The 26089-nt window shown below is 65.5% G+C and carries 25 protein-coding genes and 2 riboswitches; of the genes, 16 read left to right on the top strand and 9 right to left on the bottom strand.

Annotated elements, in window-relative coordinates; translation table 11 throughout:
• Positions 1-10: 10 nt before the first annotated feature.
• The 5 genes from cobN to cobJ are packed head-to-tail and all read left to right on the top strand — an operon-like array spanning position 11 to position 6513.
• Positions 11-3259, top strand: coding sequence for a cobaltochelatase subunit CobN (gene cobN, locus BMW89_RS06250; protein WP_092023818.1), 3249 nt, complete (start codon positions 11-13; stop codon positions 3257-3259).
• Positions 3256-4419, top strand: a complete 1164-nt coding sequence (cobG, locus tag BMW89_RS06245; protein WP_092023817.1) for a precorrin-3B synthase — start codon at positions 3256-3258, stop codon at positions 4417-4419. Before cobN ends, cobG begins: the two co-directional genes overlap by 4 nt.
• Complete coding sequence (locus tag BMW89_RS06240) at positions 4419-5048, top strand: precorrin-8X methylmutase (RefSeq protein WP_092023816.1); 630 nt, start codon at positions 4419-4421, stop codon at positions 5046-5048. Before cobG ends, BMW89_RS06240 begins: the two co-directional genes overlap by 1 nt.
• 2 nt (positions 5049-5050) lie before the next feature.
• Entirely contained in the window at positions 5051-5782 is a 732-nt protein-coding gene (locus BMW89_RS06235; protein WP_092023815.1) for a precorrin-2 C(20)-methyltransferase, read from the top strand.
• The gene (cobJ, locus tag BMW89_RS06230) at positions 5779-6513 is read left to right on the top strand and encodes a precorrin-3B C(17)-methyltransferase (protein ID WP_092023813.1); all 735 of its coding nucleotides are present in this window, start codon (positions 5779-5781) and stop codon (positions 6511-6513) included. Before BMW89_RS06235 ends, cobJ begins: the two co-directional genes overlap by 4 nt.
• Here the strand turns inward: cobJ and BMW89_RS06225 are convergent.
• A complete protein-coding gene (locus BMW89_RS06225) occupies positions 6489-7235 on the bottom strand; it encodes a cobalt-precorrin-6A reductase (RefSeq protein WP_092023811.1) in 747 nt (248 codons plus the stop codon). The genes cobJ and BMW89_RS06225 overlap by 25 nt on opposite strands.
• On the opposite strand from BMW89_RS06225, the gene cbiE reads away from it, so the two are divergent.
• The 8 genes from cbiE to cobT all read left to right on the top strand — a co-directional run bounded on the left by cbiE (position 7234) and on the right by cobT (position 14430).
• Entirely contained in the window at positions 7234-8415 is a 1182-nt protein-coding gene (cbiE, locus tag BMW89_RS06220) for a precorrin-6y C5,15-methyltransferase (decarboxylating) subunit CbiE (protein WP_092023809.1), read from the top strand. The two genes, BMW89_RS06225 and cbiE, sit on opposite strands and share 2 nt — an antisense overlap.
• Positions 8412-8780 carry a cobalamin biosynthesis protein gene (locus tag BMW89_RS06215; protein ID WP_177195862.1) on the top strand — a complete coding sequence of 123 codons (369 nt, stop codon included), beginning with the start codon at positions 8412-8414 and terminating at the stop codon, positions 8778-8780. Before cbiE ends, BMW89_RS06215 begins: the two co-directional genes overlap by 4 nt.
• Complete coding sequence (cobM, locus tag BMW89_RS06210) at positions 8777-9559, top strand: precorrin-4 C(11)-methyltransferase (protein WP_092023805.1); 783 nt, start codon at positions 8777-8779, stop codon at positions 9557-9559. The genes BMW89_RS06215 and cobM overlap by 4 nt, the downstream gene beginning before the upstream one ends.
• Positions 9559-10869, top strand: a complete 1311-nt coding sequence (locus BMW89_RS06205; RefSeq protein ID WP_092023803.1) for a cobyrinic acid a,c-diamide synthase CobB — start codon at positions 9559-9561, stop codon at positions 10867-10869. Before cobM ends, BMW89_RS06205 begins: the two co-directional genes overlap by 1 nt.
• Complete coding sequence (gene cobA / locus BMW89_RS06200; protein WP_092023801.1) at positions 10866-11597, top strand: uroporphyrinogen-III C-methyltransferase; 732 nt, start codon at positions 10866-10868, stop codon at positions 11595-11597. Before BMW89_RS06205 ends, cobA begins: the two co-directional genes overlap by 4 nt.
• A gap of 45 nt (positions 11598-11642) precedes the next feature.
• A riboswitch (cobalamin riboswitch) is annotated at positions 11643-11863 on the top strand.
• Positions 11864-11900: 37 nt separating this feature from the next.
• Positions 11901-12578, top strand: coding sequence for an energy-coupling factor ABC transporter permease (locus BMW89_RS06195; protein ID WP_092023799.1), 678 nt, complete (start codon positions 11901-11903; stop codon positions 12576-12578).
• 39 nt (positions 12579-12617) lie between these two features.
• Complete coding sequence (cobF, locus tag BMW89_RS06190; protein WP_092023797.1) at positions 12618-13367, top strand: precorrin-6A synthase (deacetylating); 750 nt, start codon at positions 12618-12620, stop codon at positions 13365-13367.
• A 10-nt stretch (positions 13368-13377) separates the two neighbouring features.
• Positions 13378-14430 carry a nicotinate-nucleotide--dimethylbenzimidazole phosphoribosyltransferase gene (cobT, locus tag BMW89_RS06185; protein WP_092023795.1) on the top strand — a complete coding sequence of 351 codons (1053 nt, stop codon included), beginning with the start codon at positions 13378-13380 and terminating at the stop codon, positions 14428-14430.
• Here the strand turns inward: cobT and BMW89_RS06180 are convergent.
• A complete protein-coding gene (locus BMW89_RS06180) occupies positions 14423-14995 on the bottom strand; it encodes a histidine phosphatase family protein (RefSeq protein WP_092024662.1) in 573 nt (190 codons plus the stop codon). The genes cobT and BMW89_RS06180 overlap by 8 nt on opposite strands.
• Before the next feature lie 73 nt (positions 14996-15068).
• A riboswitch (cobalamin riboswitch) is annotated at positions 15069-15270 on the top strand.
• Between the two features lie 112 nt (positions 15271-15382).
• Here BMW89_RS06180 and BMW89_RS37765 point away from each other — a divergent pair.
• Positions 15383-17731 carry a TonB-dependent receptor gene (locus tag BMW89_RS37765; protein WP_177195861.1) on the top strand — a complete coding sequence of 783 codons (2349 nt, stop codon included), beginning with the start codon at positions 15383-15385 and terminating at the stop codon, positions 17729-17731.
• 12 nt (positions 17732-17743) lie between these two features.
• On the top strand, positions 17744-19165 hold the full coding sequence (locus BMW89_RS06165; protein ID WP_092023791.1) for a PepSY domain-containing protein: 1422 nt from the start codon (positions 17744-17746) through the stop codon (positions 19163-19165).
• Between the two features lie 161 nt (positions 19166-19326).
• Here the strand turns inward: BMW89_RS06165 and BMW89_RS06160 are convergent, their stop codons facing one another.
• A complete protein-coding gene (locus tag BMW89_RS06160; protein WP_092024660.1) occupies positions 19327-20688 on the bottom strand; it encodes an amidase in 1362 nt (453 codons plus the stop codon).
• Positions 20669-21880 carry an MFS transporter gene (locus BMW89_RS06155; RefSeq protein ID WP_092023789.1) on the bottom strand — a complete coding sequence of 404 codons (1212 nt, stop codon included), beginning with the start codon at positions 21878-21880 and terminating at the stop codon, positions 20669-20671. Before BMW89_RS06155 ends, BMW89_RS06160 begins: the two co-directional genes overlap by 20 nt.
• A gap of 26 nt (positions 21881-21906) precedes the next feature.
• On the opposite strand from BMW89_RS06155, the gene BMW89_RS06150 reads away from it, so the two are divergent.
• Entirely contained in the window at positions 21907-22242 is a 336-nt protein-coding gene (locus BMW89_RS06150; protein WP_092023787.1) for a hydroxyisourate hydrolase, read from the top strand.
• Between the two features lie 143 nt (positions 22243-22385).
• On the opposite strand, the gene BMW89_RS38335 is transcribed toward BMW89_RS06150, so the two are convergent.
• The 5 genes from BMW89_RS38335 to BMW89_RS06125 all read right to left on the bottom strand — a co-directional run bounded on the left by BMW89_RS38335 (position 22386) and on the right by BMW89_RS06125 (position 26078).
• The gene (locus tag BMW89_RS38335; RefSeq protein ID WP_244547545.1) at positions 22386-22892 is read right to left on the bottom strand and encodes a hypothetical protein; all 507 of its coding nucleotides are present in this window, start codon (positions 22890-22892) and stop codon (positions 22386-22388) included.
• A gap of 183 nt (positions 22893-23075) precedes the next feature.
• Positions 23076-23387, bottom strand: coding sequence for a 1-deoxy-D-xylulose-5-phosphate synthase (locus BMW89_RS06140; RefSeq protein ID WP_092024659.1), 312 nt, complete (start codon positions 23385-23387; stop codon positions 23076-23078).
• 429 nt (positions 23388-23816) lie between these two features.
• On the bottom strand, positions 23817-24131 hold the full coding sequence (locus BMW89_RS06135; protein WP_092023785.1) for a hypothetical protein: 315 nt from the start codon (positions 24129-24131) through the stop codon (positions 23817-23819).
• A gap of 268 nt (positions 24132-24399) precedes the next feature.
• On the bottom strand, positions 24400-25215 hold the full coding sequence (locus BMW89_RS06130) for an ABC transporter permease (RefSeq protein WP_177195860.1): 816 nt from the start codon (positions 25213-25215) through the stop codon (positions 24400-24402).
• Positions 25215-26078, bottom strand: coding sequence for an ABC transporter permease (locus BMW89_RS06125; RefSeq protein ID WP_092023781.1), 864 nt, complete (start codon positions 26076-26078; stop codon positions 25215-25217). Before BMW89_RS06125 ends, BMW89_RS06130 begins: the two co-directional genes overlap by 1 nt.
• Between the last annotated feature and the right edge of the window lie 11 nt (positions 26079-26089).

The raw sequence follows: 26089 nt of genomic DNA, 5'->3' as shown, positions 1-26089 counted from the left end.
TTGGTATCTGATGCACGTCGTCTTCCGCGAGAGCCGCGGTCTGGAGGAGACCGCGACGCCCAGAGACATCGGCCAGGACCCGGCCGATCTCGTGGTGCTCTCGTATTCGGATTCCGATCTAGCGGCCTTCGCAGCCGGATGGCGCAGAGGCCGTAACAGCCTGCCGTCGCTGCGGCTCGCCAATCTCGCAGAACTGCGTCATCCGTTGTCGGTCGACACCTATATCGAGCGGACGCTGTCGCAGGCGCGCGGCATTCTGGTTCGCCTGATCGGCGGTGAGTCCTATTGGCCGTATGGACTCGCGGCCCTTCAGCAGCTCGCGAAGGATCGCAACATCGTGCTGGCCGTGCTGCCGGCCGACGGCCGCGACGACACGCGGCTGGATGCATATTCGACATTGCCGGTCTCGACGCTGCGGCGGCTAAAAGTGCTTTGCGACACCGGCGGTCCCGTCGCGGCGCAAGCGGCGATCGCGCAGCTCGCATTGGCCTCGGGTCTCTACGCGGGCCCTGTTATCGGCGAGATGACGGTGCCCGAGATGGGCTTTTACGATCCCGCGCGCGGCGTGATTGCGGCGCCGCCGTCGGGCGAGGGGAAACCGCGCGCGCTGGTGACCTTCTATCGCTCCTATCTCACTGCGGCCGACACCGGCCCGGTCGATGCCCTGATAGCGGCCCTGCGCGAGAAGGGGTTTGACGCTTACGGCGCGTTCGTCACGTCGCTAAAGGCTCAGGGCGTTGCGGATTGGCTGCGCGCACATCTTGCGAAGAATCCTCCGGCCGCGATCGTCAATGCGACGGCGTTCTCAGCCATGGGCGAGGGCGGCACGACACCGTTCGATGCGGCGTCATGTCCCGTCTTCCAGGTCGCGCTCTCATCGGCGCGGCGCGATGACTGGGCGGAATCGCTGCGCGGCCTGTCGCCCGGCGATCTCGCGATGCATGTGGTGCTGCCCGAAGTCGATGGCCGCGTGTTTACCGGCGTTGTGAGTTTCAAGTCAGCGTCGGTGCGCGATCCCGACCTGCAATTTTCGCATCTGGCGCACAGGCCCGATGAGGAGCGCGTGATGGCTGTTGCGGCGCGCGTTGCGGCCTGGCGCAGCCTCGCGGAGAAGCCGGCCGCCGGGAAGCGGCTGGCGATCGTACTCTCGAACTATCCGGGCCGTCCGCACCAGATCGCGCATGCGGTTGGGCTTGACGCACTGGCTTCAGTCGAGGCCTTGGTGTCCGATCTCGCGGAGGCCGGCTTCAATGTTGCGCCGGTCAATGCGCTCGGCGAGACCTTGCTGAACCAGCATCTGATCTGGAGCGTCGCGGATTACCGTGCGGCGCTCTCGCGCCTTCCGCAAGTCCTGCAGGATGATCTCGCGCAAGCTTGGGGGCTGCCTGAGAACGACTCCGATTGCCGCGATGGGGCGTTCCACTTCGCGGCCATCGCTTGCGGCCAATCGATCATCGCAGTTCAGCCGGAGCGCGGAGATGCGACCACGCGGGATTCCGACTATCACGATCTCGCCCGTACCCCGCGCCACGCCTATGTCGCGTTCCATCTCTGGCTCAGGCAGCAGAGCTGTGATGGGGTCGTGCACATGGGCGCGCATGGCACGCTGGAATGGCTGCCAGGAAAATCGGTGGCGCTGTCGCCCGCGTGCTGGCCGGAAGCCCTGATCGGCGATCTCCCAATCATCTATCCCTTCATCGTCAACGATCCCGGTGAGGCCGCGCAGGCCAAGCGGCGCATTGGCGCTGTTACGATCGGCCATCTGCCGCCGCCGCTGAAACAATCCGCGGTGCCGGAAGGGCTGCGTCGGCTCGAACGTCTGCTCGACGAATATTCGACCGCCGATGGTCTCGACCCTGCCCGGCGCCAGCGCCTGATCGTCGCAATCCGCGACGAGGCGCGCGCCGCAGGCCTTGAAGACGATCTTGGCCTCGATGCATCGGCAGCACCAGCTGAAGCCATTCCGCTGATCGATCGCTTCGTCTGCGATCTCAAGGAAAGCCAGTTCGGCGACGGCCTGCACGTGTTCGGCCGCGGCGCCTGCGGTGAGGCGGAGCGCGATGCGCTACGTGCCGCGCTTGCGGGCGAACGCGTCGCGCCGGGGCCGTCAGGTTCGCCCTATCGCGGGCGGCAGGACGTGCTGCCGACGGGACGCAACCTCTTCGCCGTCGATCCGCGCGCGGTGCCGACGCCGTCGGCGCATGCGCAGGGGATAAAACTCGCCGAAGAGCTGCTGCGCCGTCACTTGCAGGATCACGGCGACTGGCCGAAGGGTCTCGTCGTCGATCTCTGGGGCTCGGCGACGATGCGCACTGCGGGCGAGGAGTTTGCGATGGCGCTGCATCTCGCCGGTCTCGCGCCGCGCTGGGATCACGCCTCCGGGCGCGTCACCGGTTACGACATCATCGCACCAGCCGAGCTCGGCCGTCCCCGCATCGACGTCACGCTGCGCGTGTCAGGCCTCTTCCGCGATGTCTTTGCGGGCCTCGCGCAATTGTTCGAAGCCGCCGCCGAGGCGCTTGCAAGCCGCGATGACGAGGGCGACGAGAATCCATATCGCCACCGTGCCTCGCGCGTGTTCGCACCACGGCCCGGACAATACGGCGTCGGCCTATCGGCAATCCCCGATGCCTTCACACCCGAGACGCGAGACGCCGCCGGCGAGGCCTGGCTGTCGGCATCGTCCTGGGCGTTCTCAGCGGATGGCGAGATCAAGCCGGACCGCGCTGGGATCGAACAGCGGCTCGCGTCTGCGGATGCCTTCGTGCACATCCAGGATCTGCCGGAAACCGATCTGCTGCTCGCGGCCGACTATGCCGCGCATGAAGCCGGTGTTGCTGCGGCTGCGGCGCATCTCGGCGGGGCGGGACCGGCGCTCTATCATCTCGATACGACGCGCCCCGAGCAACCGCATGCGCGCACGCTGACCGAGGAAATCTCGCGCGTCGTCCGGGCACGGGCGACCAACCCGGCCTGGATCGCCGGCATGATGCGCCACGGTTTTCGCGGTGCTGCCGAGATCACGGCGACGCTCGAACACATGGCCGCCTTCGCCCATCTGGCGAACGCCGTGCCGCCGCATCTGTTCGATCTCTATTATGACGCGACGCTCGGCAACGCCGACGTCCGCGCCTTCATGGCCCGCGAAAGTCCAGCGGCGCTGGCGGCGATGGAGACGTGCTTCACCCGCTTGCACGAAGCCTCACTCTGGCGAACGCGCCGCAATTCGATCGCGGCTGCGCTGCGGGAGGCGTCATGAGTGCTTCTATGGTCAAGGGCTGGTGTCCCGGCGCGCTGCGGCCGATGCAATCGGGCGACGGGCTCGTGGTTCGCGTGCGCCCGTTCGGCGGGCGGCTCGATGCGGCGCAGATTTCCGGACTTGCGCATCTGGCCGAGCGCCACGGCAATGGCCTGATCGACGTGACCACTCGCGCCAATCTCCAGATCAGGGGTGTCAGCGAGACCAGCCACCGATTGCTGCTCGACGGCCTTTCGCAGTTGGCGCTGCTTGATCCGGACGCCGAGACCGAATCCCGTCGCAACATCCTTGTGACGCCGTTCTGGCGCGATGGCGACGAGACCCAGGCGCTGGCCGCCGAGTTCGAGGAGGCGCTTGAAGGGTGCGCGCTCGCGCTTCCGACGAAATTCGGCTTCGCGATCGATGACGGCACCTCGCGTGTGCTCGCCGGCGATTCCGCTGACGTGCGGATCGAGCGCGATCGCGCCGGCGGATTGCTGGTGCGGGCCGATGGCGCCAAGCTCGGCCGCTCCGTCGCGCGCGGCGAGGCTGTGACGATAGCACTCGCACTTGCAAATTGGTTCGTCGCCTCCGGCGGCGCCAAGGACGGAAGAGGGCGCATGGCGGCGCATCTCGCTGCCGGAGCAATCTTGCCTGAGGCTTTGCGCGGCGAGGCCGAGCCGGCACCGATCATGGCCGCGGCGCGACCTGGGCTTTATCCGCAGGGGGCGATGGTCGGCGTCGCCTTCGGGCAAATGCAGCACGCGACGCTCACCCAGTTCGCCGGCTGCGGGCATGCGCTGCGCATGACGCCATGGCGGATGGTTTTGAGCGAGGGCAAGCGGAAGATGCCGTCCGCGGCGGGCCTCATCACCGAGGCCTACGATCCGGCGCTACGCATCATCGCCTGTAGCGGCGCGCCGCGTTGCCGCGAGGCCCACGCCGACACCCGCGCGCTAGCCGCGGCGCTTGCTCCGAACATTGGCTCTGCCGCGCGGCTTCACGTCTCAGGCTGTGCCAAGGGGTGCGCGCATTCCGGAGCGGCCGCGATCACGCTGGTGGCGACCGGGACCGGCTTCGACCTCGTGCGCGGCGGATCGACGCGCGATGAGCCCATTCTGCGCGGCCTTGATCGCGACGACATCGTCGAAAATCCCTCCATCCTGATGGGAGGGCATTGATGCCGCACACTTACGAAACCGACGGCGCGGCGATCTATCGGCGATCCTTTGCGACGATCCGCGCCGAAGCCGATCTCGCGCGCTTCACGGCGGATGAGGAGCAGGTCGCGGTGCGGATGATCCATGCCGCCGGCATGGTGGGCCTGGAGGCGCATATCCGTTTTACACCCGGCATGGCGACCGCTGCGCGCGCGGCGTTGCAGAAGGGCGCGCCGATTCTGTGCGACGCGCGCATGGTCTCGGAGGGAATTACGCGCGCGCGATTGCCCGCGGCTAACGCTGTCATCTGCACGCTCGGCGACGAGGCCGTTCCCGCGCTGGCGCAATCCATGCGCAACACCCGTTCGGCCGCAGCGCTGGAGCTGTGGCGGCCGCATCTCGACGGCGCGGTCGTCGCGATCGGTAATGCGCCGACCGCGCTGTTTCATCTCCTCAACATGCTGGAGGATCGTGATTGCCCGCGGCCTGCGGCGATCATCGGCTGTCCCGTCGGCTTCGTCGGCGCCGCCGAATCCAAGGCCGCACTGATGGCCGATCCGCCTGTGCCGGCGCTCACGGTCGAGGGCCGCCTCGGCGGCTCGGCGATCACGGTCGCCGCCGTGAACGCGCTGGCGAGCCGGAGCGAATAGAGATGGGACGCATCATCTGCTGCGGTCTCGGCCCCGGCGATCCCGATCTGATGAGCGTGCGCGCCGACCGCACGGTGCGGGGCGCAAAACATGTTGCCTATTTCCGCAAGAAGGGTCGGCCCGGCCAGGCGCGCCGCATCGTCGAGGGCATGCTGGCGGCCAACGTCACCGAATACGCGATGGAGTATCCGGTCACGACCGAGATCGCCTTCGACAGCGCCGAATACGTGCAGTTGCTGCGCGGCTTCTACGACGAATGGGCCGAGCGCCTGGCGCGGCTGTCTCGCGCGGTCGATGTCGTCGTGCTCTGCGAAGGGGATCCTTATTTCTACGGCTCCTTCATGCATCTGCACACGCGCCTGCAAGGCCGTGTCGAGATCGAGGTGATCGCGGGCATTCCCGGCATGGTCGGCTGCTGGAACGGCGTGGGACAGCCGATCGCGCTCGGCGATGACGTGACGACGGTGCTGATGGGCACGCTCGCCGAAGACGAACTCGAACGGCGCATGCGCGATTCCGATGCGCTCGTCATCATGAAGACCGGCCGTAATCTCGCAAAAGTGAGCCGCGCGCTCGCGGCCGCCGGCCGGCTGGATGATGCCTGGCTGGTCGAGCGCGGCACCATGCCGGGCGAACGCGTGGTGCGGCTGGCCGAGATCGATGCCGCCGACTGTCCTTACTTTGCGATCGTGCTCGTGCACGGCCAGGGCCGGCATCTGGACGCCGCCGAATGACGGGCACGCTGACCATCGCGGGCCTTGGCCCCGGCAGCGAGGCGATGGTGACGCCCGAGGTGTCCGCCGCGTTGGCCTCCGCGACGGATATTCTGGGCTATGCACCTTATGTCTCGCGGGTGCCGCCGCGACCGGGGCTCAAGCTGCATCCCTCGGACAATCGCGAGGAGCTTCAACGCGCGAGCGAGGCGCTGCGTCTGGCCAGCGAAGGCGGGCAAGTCGTTGTCGTCTCCTCTGGCGACCCCGGCGTCTTCGCCATGGCCTCCGCCGTGTTCGAGGCGCTCGAACAGGCGCCGCAATGGCAGGCGTTGCCGATCCGCGTGCTGCCAGGCATCACCGCGATGCTGGCGGCGGCCGCGCGCGCCGGCGCGCCGCTCGGCCACGATTTCTGCGCGATCAATCTCTCGGACAATCTCAAGCCATGGGCCGTGATCGAGAAGCGTCTGCGGCTGGCTGCCGAAGCAGATTTTTCCATCGCGATGTACAACCCGCGCTCAGCGAACCGGCCGGAAGGATTTGGCCGCGCGCTCGCGCTGCTCAAGGACGCCGGCTGTGGCGAGCGCCTCGTGATCTTCGCGCGTGCGATCAGTGCCGCCGATGAGAAGATCGAGACGGTCAGGCTGAACGACGCGACGCCCGAGATGGCCGACATGCGCACGCTGGTGATCCTCGGCAACTCGCAGACGCGGCGCGTCGGCCGCTGGGTCTATGCGCCGAGGCAGGTGCGATGACCGAGCCACTGCATGATCTCGGCCACGCTCTCCACCCGCAACCGTTCGGGCAATTTGGGTCGCGAGATCATGATCACGGGGAGACCGAGCGTACGGGCCGCGTCGATCTTGGCACGCGCGCCGTCGCCGCCGGAATTGCGGGCGACGATCCATGCGATGCCGCGCGCGCGCATCATCTCCAACTCACCGTCGAACGTGAATGGTCCGCGCGATACGATCACCTCTGCGGCGAAGGGCAGGGGCGCCTCGGGCGGGTCGACGAAGCGCAGCGTGTAGGCGTGCTGCGGCCTGGTCGCGAATGGCGCGATGTGCTGGCGGCCGATCGCGAGGAACACGTTTGCGGGCGAATCGGGCAGCGCGCCGACCGCGGCAGCGACATCGGGAATTTCGATCCAATTGTCGCCGGGCGCTTTCGTCCACGGAGCGCGTTCGAGCGCAATCAACGGCGTACCGGTCTGCGCGCACGCCTCGACCGCGTTGCGGCTCATCTCGGCCGCGAAGGGATGCGTCGCGTCGATCACATGGGTGATGCCTTCACCACGGATGGTGTCGACCAGCCCGCTCACCCCGCCAAAACCGCCGATGCGGGTCGGCAGCGGTTGATCAGCAGGCGCGCGGGTTCGGCCGCCATAGGAATACACAGCATCGATGCGTGCGCGCGCGACCTCCGCCGCGAGCAGGCCCGCGTCGGCAGTTCCGCCCAGAATGAGGGCGCGTGTCATGGCTGATCCCTGGCTGACCATCATCGGTATCGGCGAAGATGGCCTTGCCGGGCTGTCCGAGGCAAGCCGAAAGGCGCTCGACGATGCCGAAACTGTCTTCGGTGGTGAACGGCATCTCGCGCTCGCCGGCGTGGGTAACCGTGGCCGCCCGTGGCCGGTGCCGTTCGACGCAGAGGTCGTGCTGAGCCGCCGCGGTGAGCCAACGTTAGTGCTCGCCTCCGGCGATCCGTTCTGGCACGGCGCCGGCGCAAGCCTCGCCGAAAGGCTGGGTTCCGACGAGTGGATCGCGCATCCGGCGCCGTCGACCTTCTCGATCGCGGCCGCGAGGCTGGGCTGGCGCCTCGAAGCAACCGCCTGTCTTGGTCTCCACGCAGCGCCGTTCGAACGTCTTGTCCCACATCTGGCGCAAGGTGCGCGCATCATCTGCCTCGTGCGCGACGGCAAGGCGGTTGATGATCTCGCGAGATGGTTGACGCAACGCGGATGGGGCGCCTCACTCATGTGGACTCTTGCTGCGCTTGGCGGCCCACGCGAATACATCGACCAGCATCGCGCCGATCTCTTCGCTGAGGATATGCCTGAGAATTTGATTGCAGTGGCCGTGCTGGCGCGGGGAGGGCTCGGCGTTCCCCGCAGCTCTGGATTATCGGACGATCTCTTTGTCCACGACGGCCAGATCACCAAGAGACCAGTGCGTGCGCTCGCGCTCTCTGCGCTGGCGCCGCGACCCGGCGAACGGCTGTGGGACATCGGCGCAGGCTCGGGCTCGATCTCGGTTGAATGGGCGCTATGCGGTGGGACGGCGATCGCCGTCGAGGCACGCGATGATCGCGCGACGAATGTCCGTAGCAATGCGGCGGCGTTCGGGCTGATGCATAGGATTGCCGTCATCACGGGGTCTGCGCCCGAAGCTCTGGCCGGACTAGAATTGCCTGACGCCGTCTTCGTCGGTGGCGGTCTTGATCATGCGACGTTCGACGCGATCTGGTCCCGGCTCACACCGGGCACGCGGCTCGTTGCGCATTCCGTGACGCTGGAAACGGAGGCGCTGTTTGGCGAGCTGCATCAGCGCCATGGCGGCGAGTTGATGCGGGTCGAGATTGCACAGGCCGCTCCGCTCGGCCGCTATCGGTCCTGGGAAGCGGCGCGTCCTGTGGTGCAATGGAGTGCGGTCCGATGAAGGTCGCTGGGCTCGGATTCAAGCGGGATGTCACGCTGGCTTCGCTGCGCGAGGCGCTGCTCGCGGCCGGCGGCATTGAAGGCCTTGCGGCGGTGGCGACCGTCAGCGACAAGGCCGACGCGGACGTGCTAAAACAGCTCGCGCGCGAATGCGGCGTGCCGATCAAGGCTGTCCCGGCAGATATGCTGGCCGGCATCAATACGCCGACGCAGTCAAAGCTGGTCGCGGAAAAGTTCGGCACGGGATCTGTTGCCGAGGCGGCGGCGCTCGCTGCTGCTGGTCCTCGTGCGCGATTGATTGCCCCCCGGGCCGTCTCGCAGGATCGCACTGCGACCGCGGCGATCGCCGAAGGAGACGGCGCATGACGGTGCACTTCATCGGCGCCGGGCCGGGCGCTCCAGATTTGCTGACGCTGCGCGGGCGCGACCTCATTGCCGCCTGTCCGGTCTGTCTTTATGCCGGCTCGCTGGTGCCCGAGGGCGTGCTGGCGCATTGCCCAACCGATGCGCGCATCGTCAATACCGCGCCGCTGTCGCTCGACGAGATCATCGCGGAGATCGCCGCCGCGCATGCGGAGGGCAAGGACGTCGCGCGGCTGCATTCCGGCGATCTCTCGATCTGGTCGGCGATGGGTGAACAGCTCCGCCGCCTGCGCGCTCTCGGCATTCCCTACACCGTGACGCCGGGCGTGCCGTCCTTCTCGGCGGCAGCGGCGGCGCTAGAGGCCGAATTGACGCTGCCCGGCCTTGCTCAGACGGTTGTGCTGACCCGCACGCCCGGTCGCGCCAGCGCGATGCCCGGGGGCGAGAAGCTCGCCGCTTTCGCCGCCACCGGCGCGGTGCTGGCGATCCATCTGTCGATCCATCTGCTCGACAAGGTCGTGGCGGAGCTCACGCCGTATTACGGCGCGGATTGCCCCGTCGCGATCGTCTGGCGCGCAAGCTGGCCGGACCAGCGCATCGTCCGCGCCACGCTTGCAACACTCGATGCGGCCGTCGGCAGCGAGATGGAGCGCACGGCGCTGATCCTGGTCGGCAGGACGCTGGGCTCGGCGGATTTCGACGAGAGTCGCCTCTACGCCGCCGACTACGATCGCCGCTATCGCCCCGTAGGCGCCGAGCCACGCTTTCCGGAGGCGTCGTGATGCCGGCAGGGCTCGTCATCTCCGCACCTGCTTCCGGCGTTGGCAAGACCACGCTGACGCTGGCGCTCGCGCGCGCCTGGCGCCATCGCGGATTGAACGTGCAGTGTTTTAAAAGCGGGCCCGACTATATCGATCCTGCCTTCCACGCCGCTGCGACGGGACGCGCCTCCGTCAATGTCGATAGCTGGGCGATGGACCGCGCAACGATCGCGCATCTCGTCAGCCGCGGCGCGGATGCCGATGTCGTGCTCGCCGAAGGCTCGATGGGCCTGTTCGACGGCGTCGCCGCGCGCGGCGTCTCCGGCACTGGCGCCACCGCTGATATCGCGGAGATGCTGGGCTGGCCGGTGGTGCTGGTAATCGATCCCTCCGGACAGGCGCAGACGGCAGCCGCAATCGCCGCAGGCCTTCGCGATTATCGCCCCGGTATGCGCCTTGCGGGCGTCGTGCTCAATCGCATCGCCAGCCCGCGCCATGAAGCTCTCGTGCGGCATGCGCTGGACGGCGTTGGTATCGCCGTGTTCGGCGCGCTGCCGCGCCATGCCGAGATCAGCCTGCCGAAACGGCATCTCGGCTTGGTGCAGGCCGAGGAGCAGGCCGAGATCGGAAAACTGATCGACGAGGCCGCGCGCTTCGTCGCCGAACATGTCGATCTCGATGCGGTGCTGCGATCGGCTGCCAGCTGGTCGCCGCAACCTGCCGCGAATGGGTTGAACGTGACGCCGCCCGGCCAGCGCATTGCGCTTGCCCGAGATGCGGCGTTTTCCTTCGTCTATCCGCATATGCTGGAAGCCTGGCGCGCGGCGGGCGCGGAGATTTCGACATTCTCACCGCTTGCCGACGAAGCGCCCGATAAGAGCGCCGATGTCTGCTGGCTGCCCGGCGGCTATCCCGAGCTTCATGCCGGGACAATCGCCGCCAATGATCGCTTCCGCAGCGGCCTGCGTGCCTTCGCCGAGACACGGCCCGTGCACGGCGAGTGCGGAGGCTATATGGTGCTGGGCGCAGGTTTGACCGACGCCGACGGCATCCGCCATGAGATGACGGGCTTGCTCGGCCTGGAGACGAGCTTTGCCAAGCGCCGCATGCATCTGGGCTATCGCCTCGCCGCACTCGCTGCACCCATGCCGGGGCATCAGGCGGGCGCGCGGCTGCGCGGCCACGAGTTTCATTATTCGACGATCCTCGCTCAGCCCGATACGCCGCTGGCTGTCGTGCATGATGCGACAGGCGCGGTCATTGCAGAGACCGGCTCGCGGCGGGACCACGCCACCGGCACGTTCTTCCATCTGATCGCGGAGGACCGGTGAGCGGTCTTGTCACTTTCATCTCCGCCGGACCCGGCGACCCCGAGCTTCTCACGCTCAAGGGTGCCGCGCGGCTGCGCGAGGCCGATGTCGTGCTCTATGACGACCTCGCTTCGGGGGCGATCCTCGATCTCGCCCGGCCCGGTGCCAATCTCGTCGCGGTGGGGAAGCGGGCAGGCCGGCCCTCGACCAAACAGCATCATGTCAATCGCCTGCTGGTCGACTATGCCGCCACCGGCGTGCGCGTGGTGCGCTTGAAGTCTGGCGATGCCGGCATTTTCGGCCGGCTCGAGGAGGAGCTGGAGACGCTGCGCGAAGCCGGCGTCGGCTACGAGATCATTCCCGGCGTCACCTCGGCCTGTGTCGCCGCCGCGCAAGCCGGCATTCCCCTGACCCGGCGCCACACCTCGCGCCGGGTGCAGTTCATCACCGGGGCCGATGTCACCGGCGAGCTGCCGCAAAATCTGAACTGGGCGGCGCTGGCCGACCCTGAGGCGACGACCGTGGTCTATATGGGCCGGCGCACCTTTCCGGAGCTTGTCGCAAAGTTGATCGAGCATGGCCTCGCGCCTGAGACCCCGGCGCTGTTCGCCGAATCCCTCGGGCGCGACGACGAGCGCCTGCTCCGCACCACGATTGGCGAGTTGGCCGAGCAGCTTGCCCGGGGAGGCGCGGCTTCGACCGCCGCTGTGATCCTGTTCGGCGCGCTGGCGGGGGATTATCCGTCATGATCGCCCCGGCCGCCGGTCGCCCCTTGACGCCCGGCTGGCGAAAAGGGCACACAGGAGATGCATGGTGCTCGACGCGGCGCAAAGCGCTTAGAGCATAATCGGGAATGGGGATGGGCGGACCCAGTTGCGGCGCCCAAAACCCCAGCCGCCCCCGCGACTGTAAGCGGTGAGGGACTCCGATCAGCCACTGGGCCGCAAGGTCCGGGAAGGCCGGAGAACCCCAGTGAACCGCGAGCCAGGAGACCGGCCGTGCATGTTTTGAGGCCAAGGCCGTCGGGTGTGACGGCAGGAAGGAACTGAGCCATGCATATCGAACCCGGACTAGTATCGGACGCCAAGCTCGTGTTGAGTTACGCAACGGGCATCGCAGTGGGCGGTGTTGCGCTGAAGCTCGCGGTCGAGACCGTGCGCGAGCAGGGCATCACGTCGTTTGCGGCGCGGACGCTCGCCACCACCGGCCTCGTCTTCATCTTCTTCGAGATCATGCCGCACTTCCCAGTCGGCGTCTCCGAGGTGCACTTCATCCTCGGCTCGACCTTGTTCCTGTTGTTCGGTGCTGCGCCCGCGGCCTTCGGCCTCGCGTTCGGTCTTCTGTTCCAGGGCATCTTCTTCGAGCCGCCCGACTTGCCGCAATACGGCATGAACGTCACCACGCTGCTGGTGCCGCTGTTCGCGATCCAGGCGATCGCCACGCGGATCATTCCACGCGCCACCGCCTATGTCGATTTGCAGTACCGTCAGGCACTGGCGCTTTCGACCACGTATCAGGCTGGCGTCATCGCCTGGGTGGCGTTCTGGGCGCTCTATGGCTCCGGCTTTGGCGCGACCAATCTCGTCAACATCGCGACTTTCGCGGCCTCCTACGCGCTGGTCATCGTGATCGAGCCGCTGGCCGATCTCGCAGTGCTGGCGCTGGCGAAGTCGCTACGCGGTGTCACGGCGCCCGGCCTCGTCACGCCGCGCCTGCATAACGCTGCTTAAGAGACCAAGGGGCGGCCACGATGGCCGCCCCCACACGCGATGCTCACGCTCTCCCTGATAGGCATCGGTTGCGGCGATCCCGGGCAGCTCACACGTGCTGCGATTGGTGCGATCAACGCGGCCGATCTCGTCCTGATCCCGCGCAAGGGGACGGCGAAATCCGATCTCGCCGATCTCAGGCGGACGATTTGCGCGGATGTGCTCACCAACAAACAGACGCGCATCGCCGAGTTCGATCTTCCCCTGCGCGATGCAACTGATGCGGACTACCGCAAAGGTGTTGACGACTGGCATGATGCCGTGGCCTCGGCCTGGTCGCAGACGATCGCCAGCCATCTCGAAGGCGAGGGCAAGGTCGCGCTGCTGATCTGGGGCGATCCCTCGCTCTACGATTCCTCGCTGCGCATTTCGCGACGGCTCGATCCCTTGCCTGATATCGAGGTCATCCCCGGCATCACCTCGATCCAGGCGCTCTGCGCAGCGCATGCGCTGCCGCTCAACGACATCGGCGAGCCGTTCCTGGTCACCACCGGCCGTCGCCTGCGCGAAGGCGGCTGGCCGGCAGGCGTGGATACAATTGTTGTGATGCTCGACGGCGGCATCGCATTCCAGTCACTCGATCCGGAAGGGCTTCAGATCTGGTGGGGCGCCTATCTCGGCATGCCCGATCAGATCATCATGTCCGGCGCGCTTGTCGAAGCGGGCCCACGCATCGTCGCTGCGCGGCAAGAGGCGCGCGAGCGGCATGGCTGGATCATGGACAGCTACATTCTCAAGCGCAGGCCGTAAGCGAGGCAGCATGCTCCCCGACTGGGTCTACAAAAAATGCCCCGAGATCTCCGCAGCCCATCGCGATGCGGCGATCGCGCGGCAGGCGCAGCTGACGAAACCGACTGGCGCGCTTGGCCGGCTGGAGCAGCTAGCGATCGAGCTTGCGGGACTGCAAGCGACCGGGCAGCCGCGCGCGGCCCGCGTGCCGATCATCGTCTTCGCCGGCGATCACGGCATCGTCGCGCAGGGCGTATCGGCCTACCCGCAAGCCGTGACCATCGCGATGATGGCGAATTTTGCCTCCGGCGGCGCGGCAATCTCGGTGCTCGCACGCGAACTTGGTTCCAGCCTGGAGGTGGTCGACGTCGGCACACTGGCGCAGGAGCAGATGGCGGGCGTCGTCACCGACAAGCTGCGCAGCGGCACGCGCGATTTCAGCGTTGAAGCCGCGCTTGCGCCTGCGGAGTTGGCGTTTGCGTTCGAAGCCGGTCAGCGCGTAGTCGCGCGCGCGGAAGCCCAACAACCCGATCTCCTGATCTTCGGCGAGATGGGCATCGGCAACACCACGACCTCGGCCGCGATTGCGGCGAGCCTGCTCGGCATCAGCGCCGAGGAGATTGCGGGCAGCGGTACCGGTGTCGATGCGGCCGGCCGCGCGCACAAGGCGCGTGTGATCGATGCCGCGATCGTGCATCATGGCGTCTCTGGTGTTGCGCCCGAAAAGATTCTCAGCGCGGTCGGTGGTCTCGAGATCGCGGCGATCTGCGGCGCGATCATCGCGGCTGCACAGCGCCGTATTCCCGTCCTGATCGACGGCTTCATTGTCTCGGTCGCAGCTTTGGCGGCGACGCGATTGAATCCGTCGTGCCAGCCGTTCCTGCTGCCGTCGCATCAATCGGCGGAGCAGGGGCATCGTCTCGTGCTCCGCGCGCTGAACGTGCAGCCGCTGATCAGCCTCGATCTCAGGCTCGGCGAGGGATCGGGCGCCGCCATCGCGTTGCCGCTGGTGCGGCTCGCGTGCAGCCTCCACAACGGCATGGCGACGTTTGCGCAGGCCAACGTGCCGGATCGGCCTAGCTGATCTGCTGATTGACGGAGACGACGCGCCAGCCGGTGGCGAGCCGGTCGATCCGGGTCAGCGACAACGGATCGACCACGAAGCGCAAGGCTGCTTGTGGTGTGAGATCCAGCGCAACACAGAGCGCCGCGCGGATCGTGCCGGAATGCACGACGAGTGTTGCGGAGCCGGGGCCGATCTGCGAGAGACCTCGCCGGACGCGCGCGACCTGATCGTCAAAACTTTCACCGCCCGGCGGCTTTCCGCGCGCCGGATCGCTCCAGAACTGCGTATAGGCCTCGCCACCGGTCGCGGCGAGCTCGTCATGCCGCCGGCCGGTCCAGTCGCCAAAGTTTTGCTCGCTGAACTCGCTGACCAAAGCCGGTTCGAGCCCCAGCGCCCGCGCCGTCTCGACCGTACGCCGCGACGGACTGGCATAGCTGGCGACATCCCGCGGCAGGTGTCGCCGCAGCGCTTCCAGCTGCGCGCGATCGCCGTGATCGGCAGGCGCGTCGGCCGCATGGATCGTCCCTTTGATGCCGTCGACGGGGGCATGCCGTATCAACCAGAGGAAGGTTTCGCCTTCCATGCAGATCTCCCAAGGAAGTTGGTCGCTGTGGCAATAACGCCGCAGCTTGTACATTGACTCTGTCTTGCTCGTAATCCTAGATGGCTTCGACGGTTTCCCCGAGAGGGGATGAAAAGGGAATGCGGTGCGGGGACATTGTCCCCAATGCCGTGGCTGCCCCCGCAACTGTAAGCGGCGAATCTTGTGTCACGAGCCACTGGGTATCTCGGTCCCGGGAAGGCGATGCAAGGTAACGACCCGCGAGCCAGGAGACCTGCCGTCAGCCGTGGTCACACGCGAAGATGTCGGTCGGGGAGTACAGACATTTGGCTTCATCGGAAGGCTGAAAGCCGGACGATGGGACCTTGGTTCGCTGTGACGTGCCACTGACGTCACCGAGGTCCAACCGTGTCTTTCATCCGAATTCTACGCTCGCGCAGATTCCTGCTCGCATCCGCCACGCTCACATGTTTTGCCGCTCTTGATCCGCCCGCCGCGCTGGCGCAGCAGGCCCGCGAGCCGCTGCCGCCCGTCGAGGTGTTGCCCGCTCAACCCCGCAAGCAGGCCAAGCCTGCCGCGCGGGACGCGCAGGGCCCACGCCGCGCAGCTGCGCGCAGGCCAGCGGCCGCATCGGCCGCGCCCAAGGCCGCCGTGCCGACGGCAACGGTGCAAACACCGCTCAACAGCAATGCGGTGGCGGAAAGCGCCTCGCGTCTCGGTCTGACCGTGCGCGAGACGCCCGCAACCGTCGAGGTGATCTCGGCCGAGACCATGCGTGAGCAGGGCTATCGCACCGTGTCCGAGGTCGCGCAGGGCGCAGTCGGCGTCACCTCCGGCGACAACCCGGCCGAGCCTGCGGCCTTCTCGATGCGCGGCTTCACCAACAGCCAGATCAACACGCTCTATAACGGCATCAAGATCGGCCCGCAGAACATGACCTCGCGGGTGATGGACACCGCCAATCTGGAGGCCGTGGAAATCCTGAAAGGCGCGGCCTCGCTGATGTCGGGCGAGGGGGCCGCCGGCGGCGCGATCAATTTCGTCACCAAGCAGCCGCACACAGGGGCGATCCGGAACGAGGCGGATTTCTCTTATGACTCCTTGAATTCGTTCCGCACGCATTATGGCTCCGGTGGCAGCACCAACGTTCAGGGCCTCGACTACCGCTTCGACGTCAGCCGATCCTCGCTCAACGGCTTTGCCGACGACACCAACACCAAGACGCTGGATGTGTCGGGCCAGCTCAACTACCGCATCTCCGACAGCCTCAAGGTCTGGGGCGCGATCGAGTATCGCGAGGATCGCTCGAAGGCCTATTGGGGCGCGCCGCTGGTGCCGGTCGCCTTCAGCGGCACGCATGCGACGAGCGGCATCGTCTCGGGCAATTACTTCAACAGGACTGACCTTGGCGCCGTCACGATCGACGACCGTACCTTCAACACCAATTACAACGTCCTCGACAACAAAAACGTGGCGCAGGAAGTGTGGCTGCGCGGTGGCTTCGAGCTGAAGCTGGCGCCGGACCTGACGCTGAAGAGCCAGGCCTATGGTTACGGCGCCGAGCGTACCTGGTTCAACAACGAGATCGAGGCGTTCGATTCCACAAAGAACCAAGTGTATCGGGAACGCTTCTATGTCGCGCACAGCCAGCGCTTGGTTGGCAACATCACCGACCTGATTTGGGATGCGAATGTTGCGGGCTTCGACAACCGCCTGGTCACGACGCTGTCGTCGAGCTATCTCGATTTCGTGAGGCCGGGCGAGGCGATCTTCCCGAACGATTATGTTCCGCTCGTCGATCCCGTGCGCGGCTATTACGGCACGCTCACGACCAAGCAGCAGACCGCTCGGATCGACAACGAGGCGCTGTCGTTCGAGGACCGGCTGAAGCTCACGCGCAGCTTCGCGCTGGTCGGTGGTCTCCGTGTCGAGCATATCGGGCTCGACCGCAATTCGACCGACGTCGCCGGGCTTGTGAATGCGGGTTTTCCGTTCACGAAGGACTGGGCGCCGACGACGGGCCGTATCGGCTATACCTGGGAGGCTGTCCCCGGCCTGACCTTCTTCAGCCAGTACGCGACCGGCGCGGATATCTCTGCCAATAATATCTTCCTGCTCGCGCCCACCCAGCCGCTCGATCTGACGACGGCGCGCACGTACGAGACCGGTGTGAAACACCTGTTCTGGGACAACCGGGCGGAGTGGTCGTTCTCGGCCTACGACATCCTGCGCAAGAACGTGTATGCCGCGGCGGGCGGCATGGCGCTCAACATTGCCGGGCGGCAGGAGTCGAAGGGCGTCGAGCTTGCCGCCTCGGTGCGACCGATCGAGCCGCTGCGCCTCTGGGGCAACATCGCCTATGTCGATGCCCGCTACGCCGACTACAATTTCGTCGGTGGCTCGTTCTCCGGCAACACGCCGCCGAACGTGCCGCGGGTCGTGGCCAATGCGGGCGCGTCGTACCGGTTCTTCACGCCCTGGCCGGTGGAGTTCGGTATCACCGGCCGCCATGTCGGCGACCGCTACAATACCGACGCCAACGTCGTGACGATGAAGGCGTACACCGTCGCCGACGTCTATGCGTTCGTCGACATTCCAAAAACGGTGTTCAACGCGGTCGACCAGGCCCGCCTGACTTTTCGTGTGCGCAACATCGCGGACAAGCGCTACGCGATCTGGGGCGATCCGTTCTATCCCGACCAGATCCTGCTCGGTGCGCCCCGCACCTACGAGCTCTCGGCGGCGTTCAAATGGTAGGGCGCTGACGACATGATGAACGCGATCGTCCTCGCGCATCGCTGGCTCGGGATCGCGTTCTGCCTTCTGTTCGCGATGTGGTTCGCGACGGGGATCGTGATGCACTTCGTTCCGTTTCCGTCGCTCACGGAAGCGGAGCGATTTGCCGGCCTTGCGCCGGTGGATCGTGCAAAGCCGATCATGGCGGTTGCCGATGCGGTGGCGGCAAGCGGCCTGACCGAGGCGACGCGCGTCCGCCTGGTTCAACGGAACGATGGGCCGGTCTACGTCGTGTCGGGACCGTCGCGGCTTCGTGCTGTCCGCGCTTCGGACGGGCAGGGTGCATCGGTGTCGTCGCCCGAGATCGCGCTCGCCCTTGCGCGGGCTCATGCAAGCCAGCGCGGGCTCGATGCCGCGCATGCGGCTGTCGTTGCATACGCGGACTACGATCAGTGGAGCGTGCCGAACGGCTTTGATCGCTACCGGCCGCTGTTTCGTATCGCACTTGGCGATGCCGCCGGCACGGAGCTTTACGTCTCGTCGATGACCGGCGACGTTGTGCTCGACACGACGCGGAGCGAACGCGGCTGGAATCTCGCGGGCAGCGTCCTGCACTGGATCTACCCGACGATCCTCAGGCGCAATTGGGCGCTGTGGGACGGCGTGGTCTGGACGCTATCGCTGCTGGCCTTGATCGCGGCGGTGCTGGGTGCGGTGCTCGGTGTTATCAGGCTGAGGCTCCGGGAGCGGAAGATCTCATCGCCTTACCGTGGCTGGCACGCCCTGCATCACATCATCGGTCTCATCGCGACGACTTTCGTGCTGACCTGGATTTTTAGCGGCTGGCTCTCGATGGACCACGGCCGGCTGTTTTCGCGCGGCCAGTTGACCCCGGCTGAGGCCGGGGTGATGAACGCCTTGCCGGACTGGAAGACGGCCGCCTTGCGCGATCGCAAGCCGATATCGTCCTCGGCGCGCGAAGTTGAATGGCTTGGCTTTAACGGCACGATTTATCGGCGCGAGCGGATGGGTCTCGACAAGCAGCTTCTGGTGCGGCCTGACGACCAGGAGGCGGACATGTTCAGCGCGCAAGAGGTCGAGCGTGTGGTGGCGCGCCTTGCGGCCGGCTGTGGCGCGCCGTCCGCTGTTGCGGTCGATGACGATTATCCTGCGCAATCCGTGGTGTCGGGTGCACCCATCTACCGGTCCCGTTGCGGCGATCTCTGGTTCGATATCGATGGTGCTGATGGCAGCGTGGTGCAGAGGCTCGATGCCTCGCGGCGAGCCTATCGCTGGGTCTATAGCGCGCTCCACACGCTCGATTTTCCAATCCTCGTGGCGCATCCGCGATTGCGCGATGTCCTGATCGTGGGTCTCTGCGCGCTCGGGCTGGTGTTCTCGATGTCAGGCATCGTCATCGGCTGGCGGCGGTTGCGCCGGTCTTTCGCCGGCTAGACGCCGGATCAAACGCCAAGTGCGAAAACAACCCCATGCACAGTAGCCGGCGATCATGGAATCAAGGGCTTACGGCAAGCACTGGCGGGACTTGACCCGTCGGGCAAAACAGGGGTATATTGCGACTATTCCGAAATCATCCTGCCGCCCCAAAACCAGGCCTACAGCTGCGCCTCGATCTGCCGAGCGGCGCGCAGCAGCGTGCGGTCCTGGCCGCGCCGGGCGATGATCTGAAGGCCGAAGGGAAGACCGTTCGCATCGGTGCCGCACGGAATCGAGATCGCCGGCAGGCGGGCGTGATTGACGAAGGGCGTGAACACGGCATGCCCGCGTGGGCTGGCGGGGCGGCCGCCGATCATGTCGGGGCCGAGCTGGGTGAGCGGCCAGGCGACGCAGGGGACAGTTGGTGTCAGCAGCAGGTCTACCTCGGTGAAGAAGGCCGCAAAGGCATTGGCGATCGCGGCGCTTGCGACCAGGGCGCCGGCAATGTCGGCGCCTGACCAGGAAAGTCCCCGTTCGATCTGCTTGGCGATGTCAGAATCGAAGACAGCCGGGTCCTTGCGGAAGGCATCACCATACAATGCGGCGAGGCCCGCATGCTGAAGCGGCATGACGGCTTCTTCCGTCGTGCCCGCCGGCCAGACGGGATCGCGGTGGGCGATATGCAGGGCCGCGGCGGAGAGGCGCTGAACCGTGGAAACGAGTCCATTGGCGACGACATCATCGACAGCGACATCAAGCCCGAGGCGCGGCGAAAAGGCGATGCGCAAGCCGGCGATGTCGTCAGCCTCTTGCGCGATGTCGGCGGAATCCGGATCGCGCGGATCGACGCCGGCCATAACGTCGAACGCAAGCGCGATATCGGCGACGTCAGTGGCGATCGGCGCGATGACGGAGAGGCCGAAGAACGGTTCGGCGAAGCCGGGCCCGTACGGGATCGCGCCGTAGGACGGCTTGAAGCCGGCGATGCCGACATGGGCCGGCGGCCTGCGGCTGGAGCCGCCTGCATCGGTACCGATCGCGAGCGGCACGAGCCCGGCTGCAACCGCAGCAGCGGGGCCACCCGATGAGCCACCCGGCGTCAGTGTGGGATCGAGCGGATGCCGCGTCGGCCCGTACAGCTGTGAGGTGGTGACGCCTTTGCTGGCGAACTCGGACGTTGCACCGATGCCGACGACGACGGCACCGGCGTTGCGCAGGCGCTCGATCGCGATCGCATCGCGCGGCGCGATGAAATCGGCGAACAGGCGCGAGCCCTGCGTGATGCGCCAGCCGGCGACCCAGATGTTGTCCTTGACGATGATGGGGACGCCGGCGAGCAACATCTTCTCGCCAGAGCGCAAGCGCGCGTCGACCGCCGCGGCATCGGCCAATGTGCGCGCGGGATCGATTGTGACCACCGCGTTCAACGCCTTGGCAGCCTCGATACGCGCGAGAGCGGCCTTGGCGGTCTCGGCCGCGCTGGTTCGTCCCGCCGTAACGTCGGCTGCGATCTCGCGCGCGCTATTGACCGGCTTTGTCATGGCTTCCCAGATCATGGCCTCCCCAGATCAGCGCCAATGTGCCGCACAACGCAAGGCACGCCAAGGCGAAGAAGGCCGCGCCGAGGCTGGCCGCGCCGTCGAGGATCGAAACCAGCGCCGGCGCGGCCAGCAGGCCCATATAGGACGCCGTGAGCACCGCGCCCGTGGTCTCGCCGATCCGATCCTGGGGGGCGAGGCGCGCGATTTCGGCGATGAAGACGCCGTTCCAGCCCGAGGCCGTCAGGCCGAACAGGGTGGCAACAGCGAACTGCGCGGGGCGACTGAGCGATGCGCCTTCGAGGCCAAGCAGCGCGGCGCAGAAGGCCATGCCGACGCCAATGACGATGAGCACGGCGCGTGAAGCGTCGAGGCGCATCGCGACCAGGCCCCAGCCGAGGCGGCCGACCAGGCCGCCGACTTGCGCGCAGGCGAGCGCCATGCCGGCCTCGATATGGCTGAGGCCGAGTTCGCTTGTGCCGAGCGTGACGAAGACGGTGTTGAGCGAGACCTGCATCGCACTGAACGGCATCGAGGCCAGCGCCAGCATCGCGATCCGCCGGTCCGCGGTCATCAGCGCCAGCCGTGCGCGAAGATCGAGCTTTGGCGGCGGGACGACCTTGGCGGCATAGGCGGGGCGCAGCCATTCGAACAGCAAAATCCCCAGCAGCGCGCAGGCGCCAACGGCGGCATAGCACCAGGCTGGCCCGAACGAAATCGCGATCGCGGGCAGGACCAGCGAGCCGCAGACAGCGCCGATCTGATTGCCGGTCTGGCGCACCGAGAACACGAAGGCGCGACGCTCGGCGGTTACCAGCCGCGCCAGCAGCGCCGCGCTCGCGGGCGTCTCCGGCCCCATCGCAAGTCCGAGGCAGAGCCCCGCGGCAAGGAGAGCGGCGCTCGATCCGAGCGAGGCCAGCGCCATGCTGATAACGATGGCCGCGGCACACAGGCTTGCGATCCTGAGCGAACCGAGCCGCGCGATGAAGCTGCCGCCCCAGAACGAAGCGGGGATGCCGACCGCGAACACCGCACAGGAAAACAGCGAGAGCTGCCAGACCTCGATATGGGCGCGCGGCGCAACCACGCCTGGCGCGAACAAGGCGAGCGCCACGAGCGCCTGCAACGAGGTCGTTGCCCCCAGGGCCGGCAGCAGCGCAGGTACTGGCCGAACGGCCGTGTTTGCGTCTAACATGGCGCGGTGCTTACGGGAGGACCATTGTGGCAGGCGGCATTTCCATTCACGCGGTCGATGTGGCGAGCGGACGGCCGGCGCAGGGGCTGCGCGTCGAGATCTGGCGGATCGATCCGGACTCCCAGCGCATCGCCGACGGGCGGCTCGGCGCCAACGGCGTGCTCGATCATCCCGTCGCGCAAGGCGCGGGCGTGACGGCGGGCGAGTACGAGGTGTTGTTTCATCTCGGCGAGTTCTTTGGCGATAGCGACGGTTTTCTCACCGTGACGCCGTTCCGCTTTCGCATCAAGGATGTCAACGAGCATTTTCATCTGCCGCTGAAATTCACCCGCTGGGGCTATTCGCTGTTCCGCGGCGCGTGAAGCGCGATGAGAGCAGGGCGCGTTCTCATGAATGCGGATGTCTGGTCTTGGACGCAAGGCGGAAGTATCCCAATCTTTCAGAGAACGACCGGTCTTGACCCGAAGCCGAAGAAGCTATCGCGTGTGAATTGTGTAAAGGACGCTCATCGATAGTCTGCAAGCAAAAGCGCAAGTTTAGCCCCTTCGGCATATGTCAACTTGGGATCTATGCTAGCGGCATAACTTCTAATTTCATCGATCACGGCGCGTACCCGAGCTTCGTCGTCGCAGCCGACAGTCTCTCGAAATTTTCTCATTAGAGAGCCATTGGCCGCGACCTGCTTAACGAGCGGATCGAGTTCGGCGCTGGTACGCATCGTCTCGTGCGCGACAATCGGCGCCGGGTCGCGCGAGGGCCCAACCTTCTCGCTAACGAGTTTAAGAACTCCCCTTGGCTTTTCTTCGCTCATGCCATCCAGACCGGGATGATCATTGTAAATGTTGTCCTGAAGCATGGTGTCTATCCGAGCGATGATATCGCCGACCGATGTCCTCAATCTCAAAAACTCATCTGCTGGAGAGGCTTCTTTGGCGAGCGTGAGCGCTAAAGATAACTCCTCAATGGCCCGCTCTACGTGCTGCTTAATCGTGTGGGCCGATTTCGTGTCCATAGAACCATCTCGCGGGAACAGCGCCTATTGTGCAAATGGCAGCATACCTGCCTTTGGACCAAAAAGCCTTCCAAATAGCTGGAGCGCTACTGTTCCGTTAATGGCCCGTAGCGGACCTTCAACGCGATGGCCGCTGACGGCAGCTTGTAACCCATTGCAGAAGTAAGGCGATGTTCGTGGAAATCACTCGGAGCGCTTTCCCCTAATGACACGCCAGTATTCCTCCGCGACGTCAGGGTCGATTTCGATAGGAGCGGAGCTTTCGGCGTAGAGGCGGTCTTTGCCATCTTTTCGCGGACCTGAAATCCAAAACCTCTCTCTAGTGTCAACATCGAAGAAGTTTGCCTTGAACTCACTACCTTTCAGGCTCTGGAAAGTGCGCCCTCCATAGCTTATGGATTCGCCTGTTTTTGAGAAGGTGACGCGGCCAATCCGCGCCGGTCCATTCAGCGATGTGGATTTATTCTCGACGTACATAATGCGCGTTTTCGGCATTGACCTGGACTCAGTCATGCTGTTCGCGCGGGCGAGACTGAATTTCAAAAAGGACCGGGTGGGTAATCATTCTGGCTTGGCCCGGTATTGGTATTGTTCCGATCTGGAGACACCTTCATCCCTTGATAGAACGCATAGCCGATGAACGCCGCGAGCACAGCAAAGCAGATGAGAGCGGCAAGCCAGTGCGCCACGTGCGAGCCCTCCATATGCGGTCTCAGCTGGCGGCCTTTTCATCTTACGAGAAGCGGCCAGTCACCACAACTTAAGCACTAATCTCTCAAAAGGAAACGTGAAGCGAGTGGTCACGATTAATGGATCGTTGCTGGCGGCGGCATTTTGAAGTCGAACTTCCGGTTTTGGCCCCTTAGCGGACTCCAGCGGCTCCAAGCGGGGCGCCTAGGACGTCAGCTTGTGACCCGTAGCAGATTATCCCCGAGCCTCGTCGATCTTTTGCCAAAGCTTACGCGCCCACTTTGGAGGCTCGGTACCAAAGAGGCTCGCATTTACTGCTCCGCAAAGCGCACCTAAGCCGAAGCCGCCGAGACCAAGCCCTACGAGCAGCCCCAGCGCTAGGAACACGTACAAATCGCCTGATGACAAAGAAAGGAGCATCACCAATGCCGGCAAGTTGGAGCCTATAGCGAGCCACCAAGCCAATGTTGGTCTTTTGCGAGCGAGCAATAACGTCAGGGGCCATCCCGCGATGAAGCCAATGACGGTGCAGATAAAGATGTACTTCATAGTCTCACCTTCGCTGAGGCGAGTTTAGCAAAGATGAATATCATCGGTTGTAGTATCACCAAAACGCTTCGATGCGCCCATTCTGTCCGCTTCTGGCCCGAAGCCGACGTCCGACCATTTCCGCGTTTGCGCCGCAATTGGATGAGAAGCGGACATCGGTCACGCTGTCGCTTCATGAGCACACGCCCTACCAGCGTTCATCGCGCTTTAAGTTGTTGATTGAGCGTGATCTTTGCGGAGAACCCCTTCGCAATTTCCGGATCAAGTTTTAGTTCGTCAGCCGCCGCGACAGGCCGGTGACGCGCTCCATGACCGCAACCATCGCAACAGTCGCGATGATCAGCACGCCCGAAAGTGCTGCGATGGTCACATCGAGCTTGCCCTCGAGGTCCTGCCACATCCGGATCGGCAGCATGTCGGTTGCGGCATCGCGCAGGAACAGCGACACCGGCACGTTGTCGAAGGACGACATGAAGGCGATGAAGGCGCCCGCAATGATGCCTGGCCGGATCAGCGGCAGCACGATGCGGCGGAACGTGTAGAGCCGGCTCGCGCCCAGCACCGCCGAGCTTTCCAGGAGTGTCGGCTCCAGCTGAGCCAGCGCAGCAACGGTGTTGCGGACGACATAGGGCACGCAGACCACAGTGTGGCCGATCACCAGCGTCAGCAGCGACACCGGCATGCCGACCAGCGAGAACAGCATCAAGGCGGCCAGGCCGAAAGCCAGCGCCGGCAGCACCAGTGGCGACATGAAGAGGGAATCGAGCAGCCGCGCCGACAGCGTCGGCGAGCGCGAGATCGCCAGCGCCGCGGCGACGCCGAGCACCACGGAGAGGCCCGTCGCCCACAGCGCGACGACGAGGCTGTTCTTGGCCGCGAAATGCAGCTGCCAGGCATCCCAGAGCTCGGCGTACCAGCGCAGCGAATAGCCGGGCGGCGGGAATCGCAGTGAAAAACCGCTGGTGAAAGAGACGATCAACACCACCAGCGAGGGCGCGATGATGATGATCAGCGCGATGATCGCGATCACGGTCATGACCAGTTCGAAGCTGAACGCTTCCAGGGTGCGCTTGCGGCCAGCCATCACGCGCCTCCATAGCCGCGCGACAGGCGGCCGAGCGTGGTGAAGACGGAGACGACCGCGAGCACGGCGAGCAGGAAGATGATCGAGATTGCGGACGCGAACGGCCAGTTCTGCAAGGTCGAGGCCTGCTGATAGAGATACATCGGCATGAACAGCATCTGCCCGCCACCGATCAGCGACTGCGTGATGAAGGCGGTGATCGCAGCCGCATAGGTCAGCGTGCATCCGGCGATGACGCCCGGCAGCGACAGCGGCAGCACGATCCTGAAAAAGGTGCGCCAGCTTCCGGCGCCGAGCGAGCATGAGGCATCGTCGAGATTGGGATCGATCCGGCCGAGCGCGGTGATCAGCGGCAAGGTCATCAGGGGCATCTGTACTTGCGCGAGCGCAATCACCACGCCGAACTGGGTGTAGAGCAGTTTTAAGGGCGTATCGATGATGCCAAGGGATTGCAGCGTCGCGTTGATGATGCCCTGGCGTCCCAGGATGACGATCCAGGCGAAGGTGCGTACCACAACGCTGGTCAGGAGCGGCAGCAGCACGATCAGGATGATGATGGTTTGCAGCCGCGGCCCGACCCGTTGGTAGAGCCACGCAATGGGAAAGCCGAGCACGAGGCAGACGGCGGTTACCTCGGCGCCCAATAGCAATGTCGAGCCGAGCACGCTGAGGCTGAAGGGATCAGTGAGGAAGTGCAGGTACTGGCCGAGCCCCCAATGGAGCGCGGCCGTGTCGTTGTGCAAGGAGAGCCAGAGCAATTGCAGCAGCGGTGCGACGAAGAAGAACAGGAAGAACAGCGCCAGCGGCGCTGCCAATCCCATTCCGTAAGACGTCACGTCGCGTGATGCCGGTGCTGCGCCCATCGCCAAGCCCC

Source organism: Bradyrhizobium sp. OK095 (assembly GCF_900109945.1).
Lineage (GTDB): Bacteria > Pseudomonadota > Alphaproteobacteria > Rhizobiales > Xanthobacteraceae > Bradyrhizobium.
The sequence above is the reverse complement of the archived record's forward strand: the minus strand, read 5'-3'. Positions and strand labels throughout refer to the sequence as shown.

Coding starts and splice junctions, on each gene's coding strand:
- BMW89_RS06215 (WP_177195862.1), top strand. CDS start 8,412: ATGAAGGTCGCTGGGCTCGGATTCAAGCGGGATGTCACGCTGGCTTCG.
- cobN (WP_092023818.1), top strand. CDS start 11: ATGCACGTCGTCTTCCGCGAGAGCCGCGGTCTGGAGGAGACCGCGACG.
- BMW89_RS38335 (WP_244547545.1), bottom strand. CDS start 22,892: ATGGACACGAAATCGGCCCACACGATTAAGCAGCACGTAGAGCGGGCC.
- BMW89_RS06135 (WP_092023785.1), bottom strand. CDS start 24,131: ATGAAGTACATCTTTATCTGCACCGTCATTGGCTTCATCGCGGGATGG.
- cobT (WP_092023795.1), top strand. CDS start 13,378: ATGCTCCCCGACTGGGTCTACAAAAAATGCCCCGAGATCTCCGCAGCC.
- BMW89_RS06225 (WP_092023811.1), bottom strand. CDS start 7,235: ATGACACGCGCCCTCATTCTGGGCGGAACTGCCGACGCGGGCCTGCTC.
- BMW89_RS06130 (WP_177195860.1), bottom strand. CDS start 25,215: ATGGCTGGCCGCAAGCGCACCCTGGAAGCGTTCAGCTTCGAACTGGTC.
- BMW89_RS06160 (WP_092024660.1), bottom strand. CDS start 20,688: ATGACAAAGCCGGTCAATAGCGCGCGCGAGATCGCAGCCGACGTTACG.
- BMW89_RS06240 (WP_092023816.1), top strand. CDS start 4,419: ATGCCGCACACTTACGAAACCGACGGCGCGGCGATCTATCGGCGATCC.
- BMW89_RS06125 (WP_092023781.1), bottom strand. CDS start 26,078: ATGGGCGCAGCACCGGCATCACGCGACGTGACGTCTTACGGAATGGGA.
- cobG (WP_092023817.1), top strand. CDS start 3,256: ATGAGTGCTTCTATGGTCAAGGGCTGGTGTCCCGGCGCGCTGCGGCCG.
- BMW89_RS06235 (WP_092023815.1), top strand. CDS start 5,051: ATGGGACGCATCATCTGCTGCGGTCTCGGCCCCGGCGATCCCGATCTG.
- BMW89_RS06165 (WP_092023791.1), top strand. CDS start 17,744: ATGATGAACGCGATCGTCCTCGCGCATCGCTGGCTCGGGATCGCGTTC.
- cbiE (WP_092023809.1), top strand. CDS start 7,234: ATGGCTGATCCCTGGCTGACCATCATCGGTATCGGCGAAGATGGCCTT.
- cobM (WP_092023805.1), top strand. CDS start 8,777: ATGACGGTGCACTTCATCGGCGCCGGGCCGGGCGCTCCAGATTTGCTG.
- cobJ (WP_092023813.1), top strand. CDS start 5,779: ATGACGGGCACGCTGACCATCGCGGGCCTTGGCCCCGGCAGCGAGGCG.
- BMW89_RS06205 (WP_092023803.1), top strand. CDS start 9,559: ATGCCGGCAGGGCTCGTCATCTCCGCACCTGCTTCCGGCGTTGGCAAG.
- BMW89_RS06180 (WP_092024662.1), bottom strand. CDS start 14,995: ATGGAAGGCGAAACCTTCCTCTGGTTGATACGGCATGCCCCCGTCGAC.
- BMW89_RS06155 (WP_092023789.1), bottom strand. CDS start 21,880: ATGTTAGACGCAAACACGGCCGTTCGGCCAGTACCTGCGCTGCTGCCG.
- BMW89_RS06195 (WP_092023799.1), top strand. CDS start 11,901: ATGCATATCGAACCCGGACTAGTATCGGACGCCAAGCTCGTGTTGAGT.
- cobF (WP_092023797.1), top strand. CDS start 12,618: ATGCTCACGCTCTCCCTGATAGGCATCGGTTGCGGCGATCCCGGGCAG.
- BMW89_RS06140 (WP_092024659.1), bottom strand. CDS start 23,387: ATGCCGAAAACGCGCATTATGTACGTCGAGAATAAATCCACATCGCTG.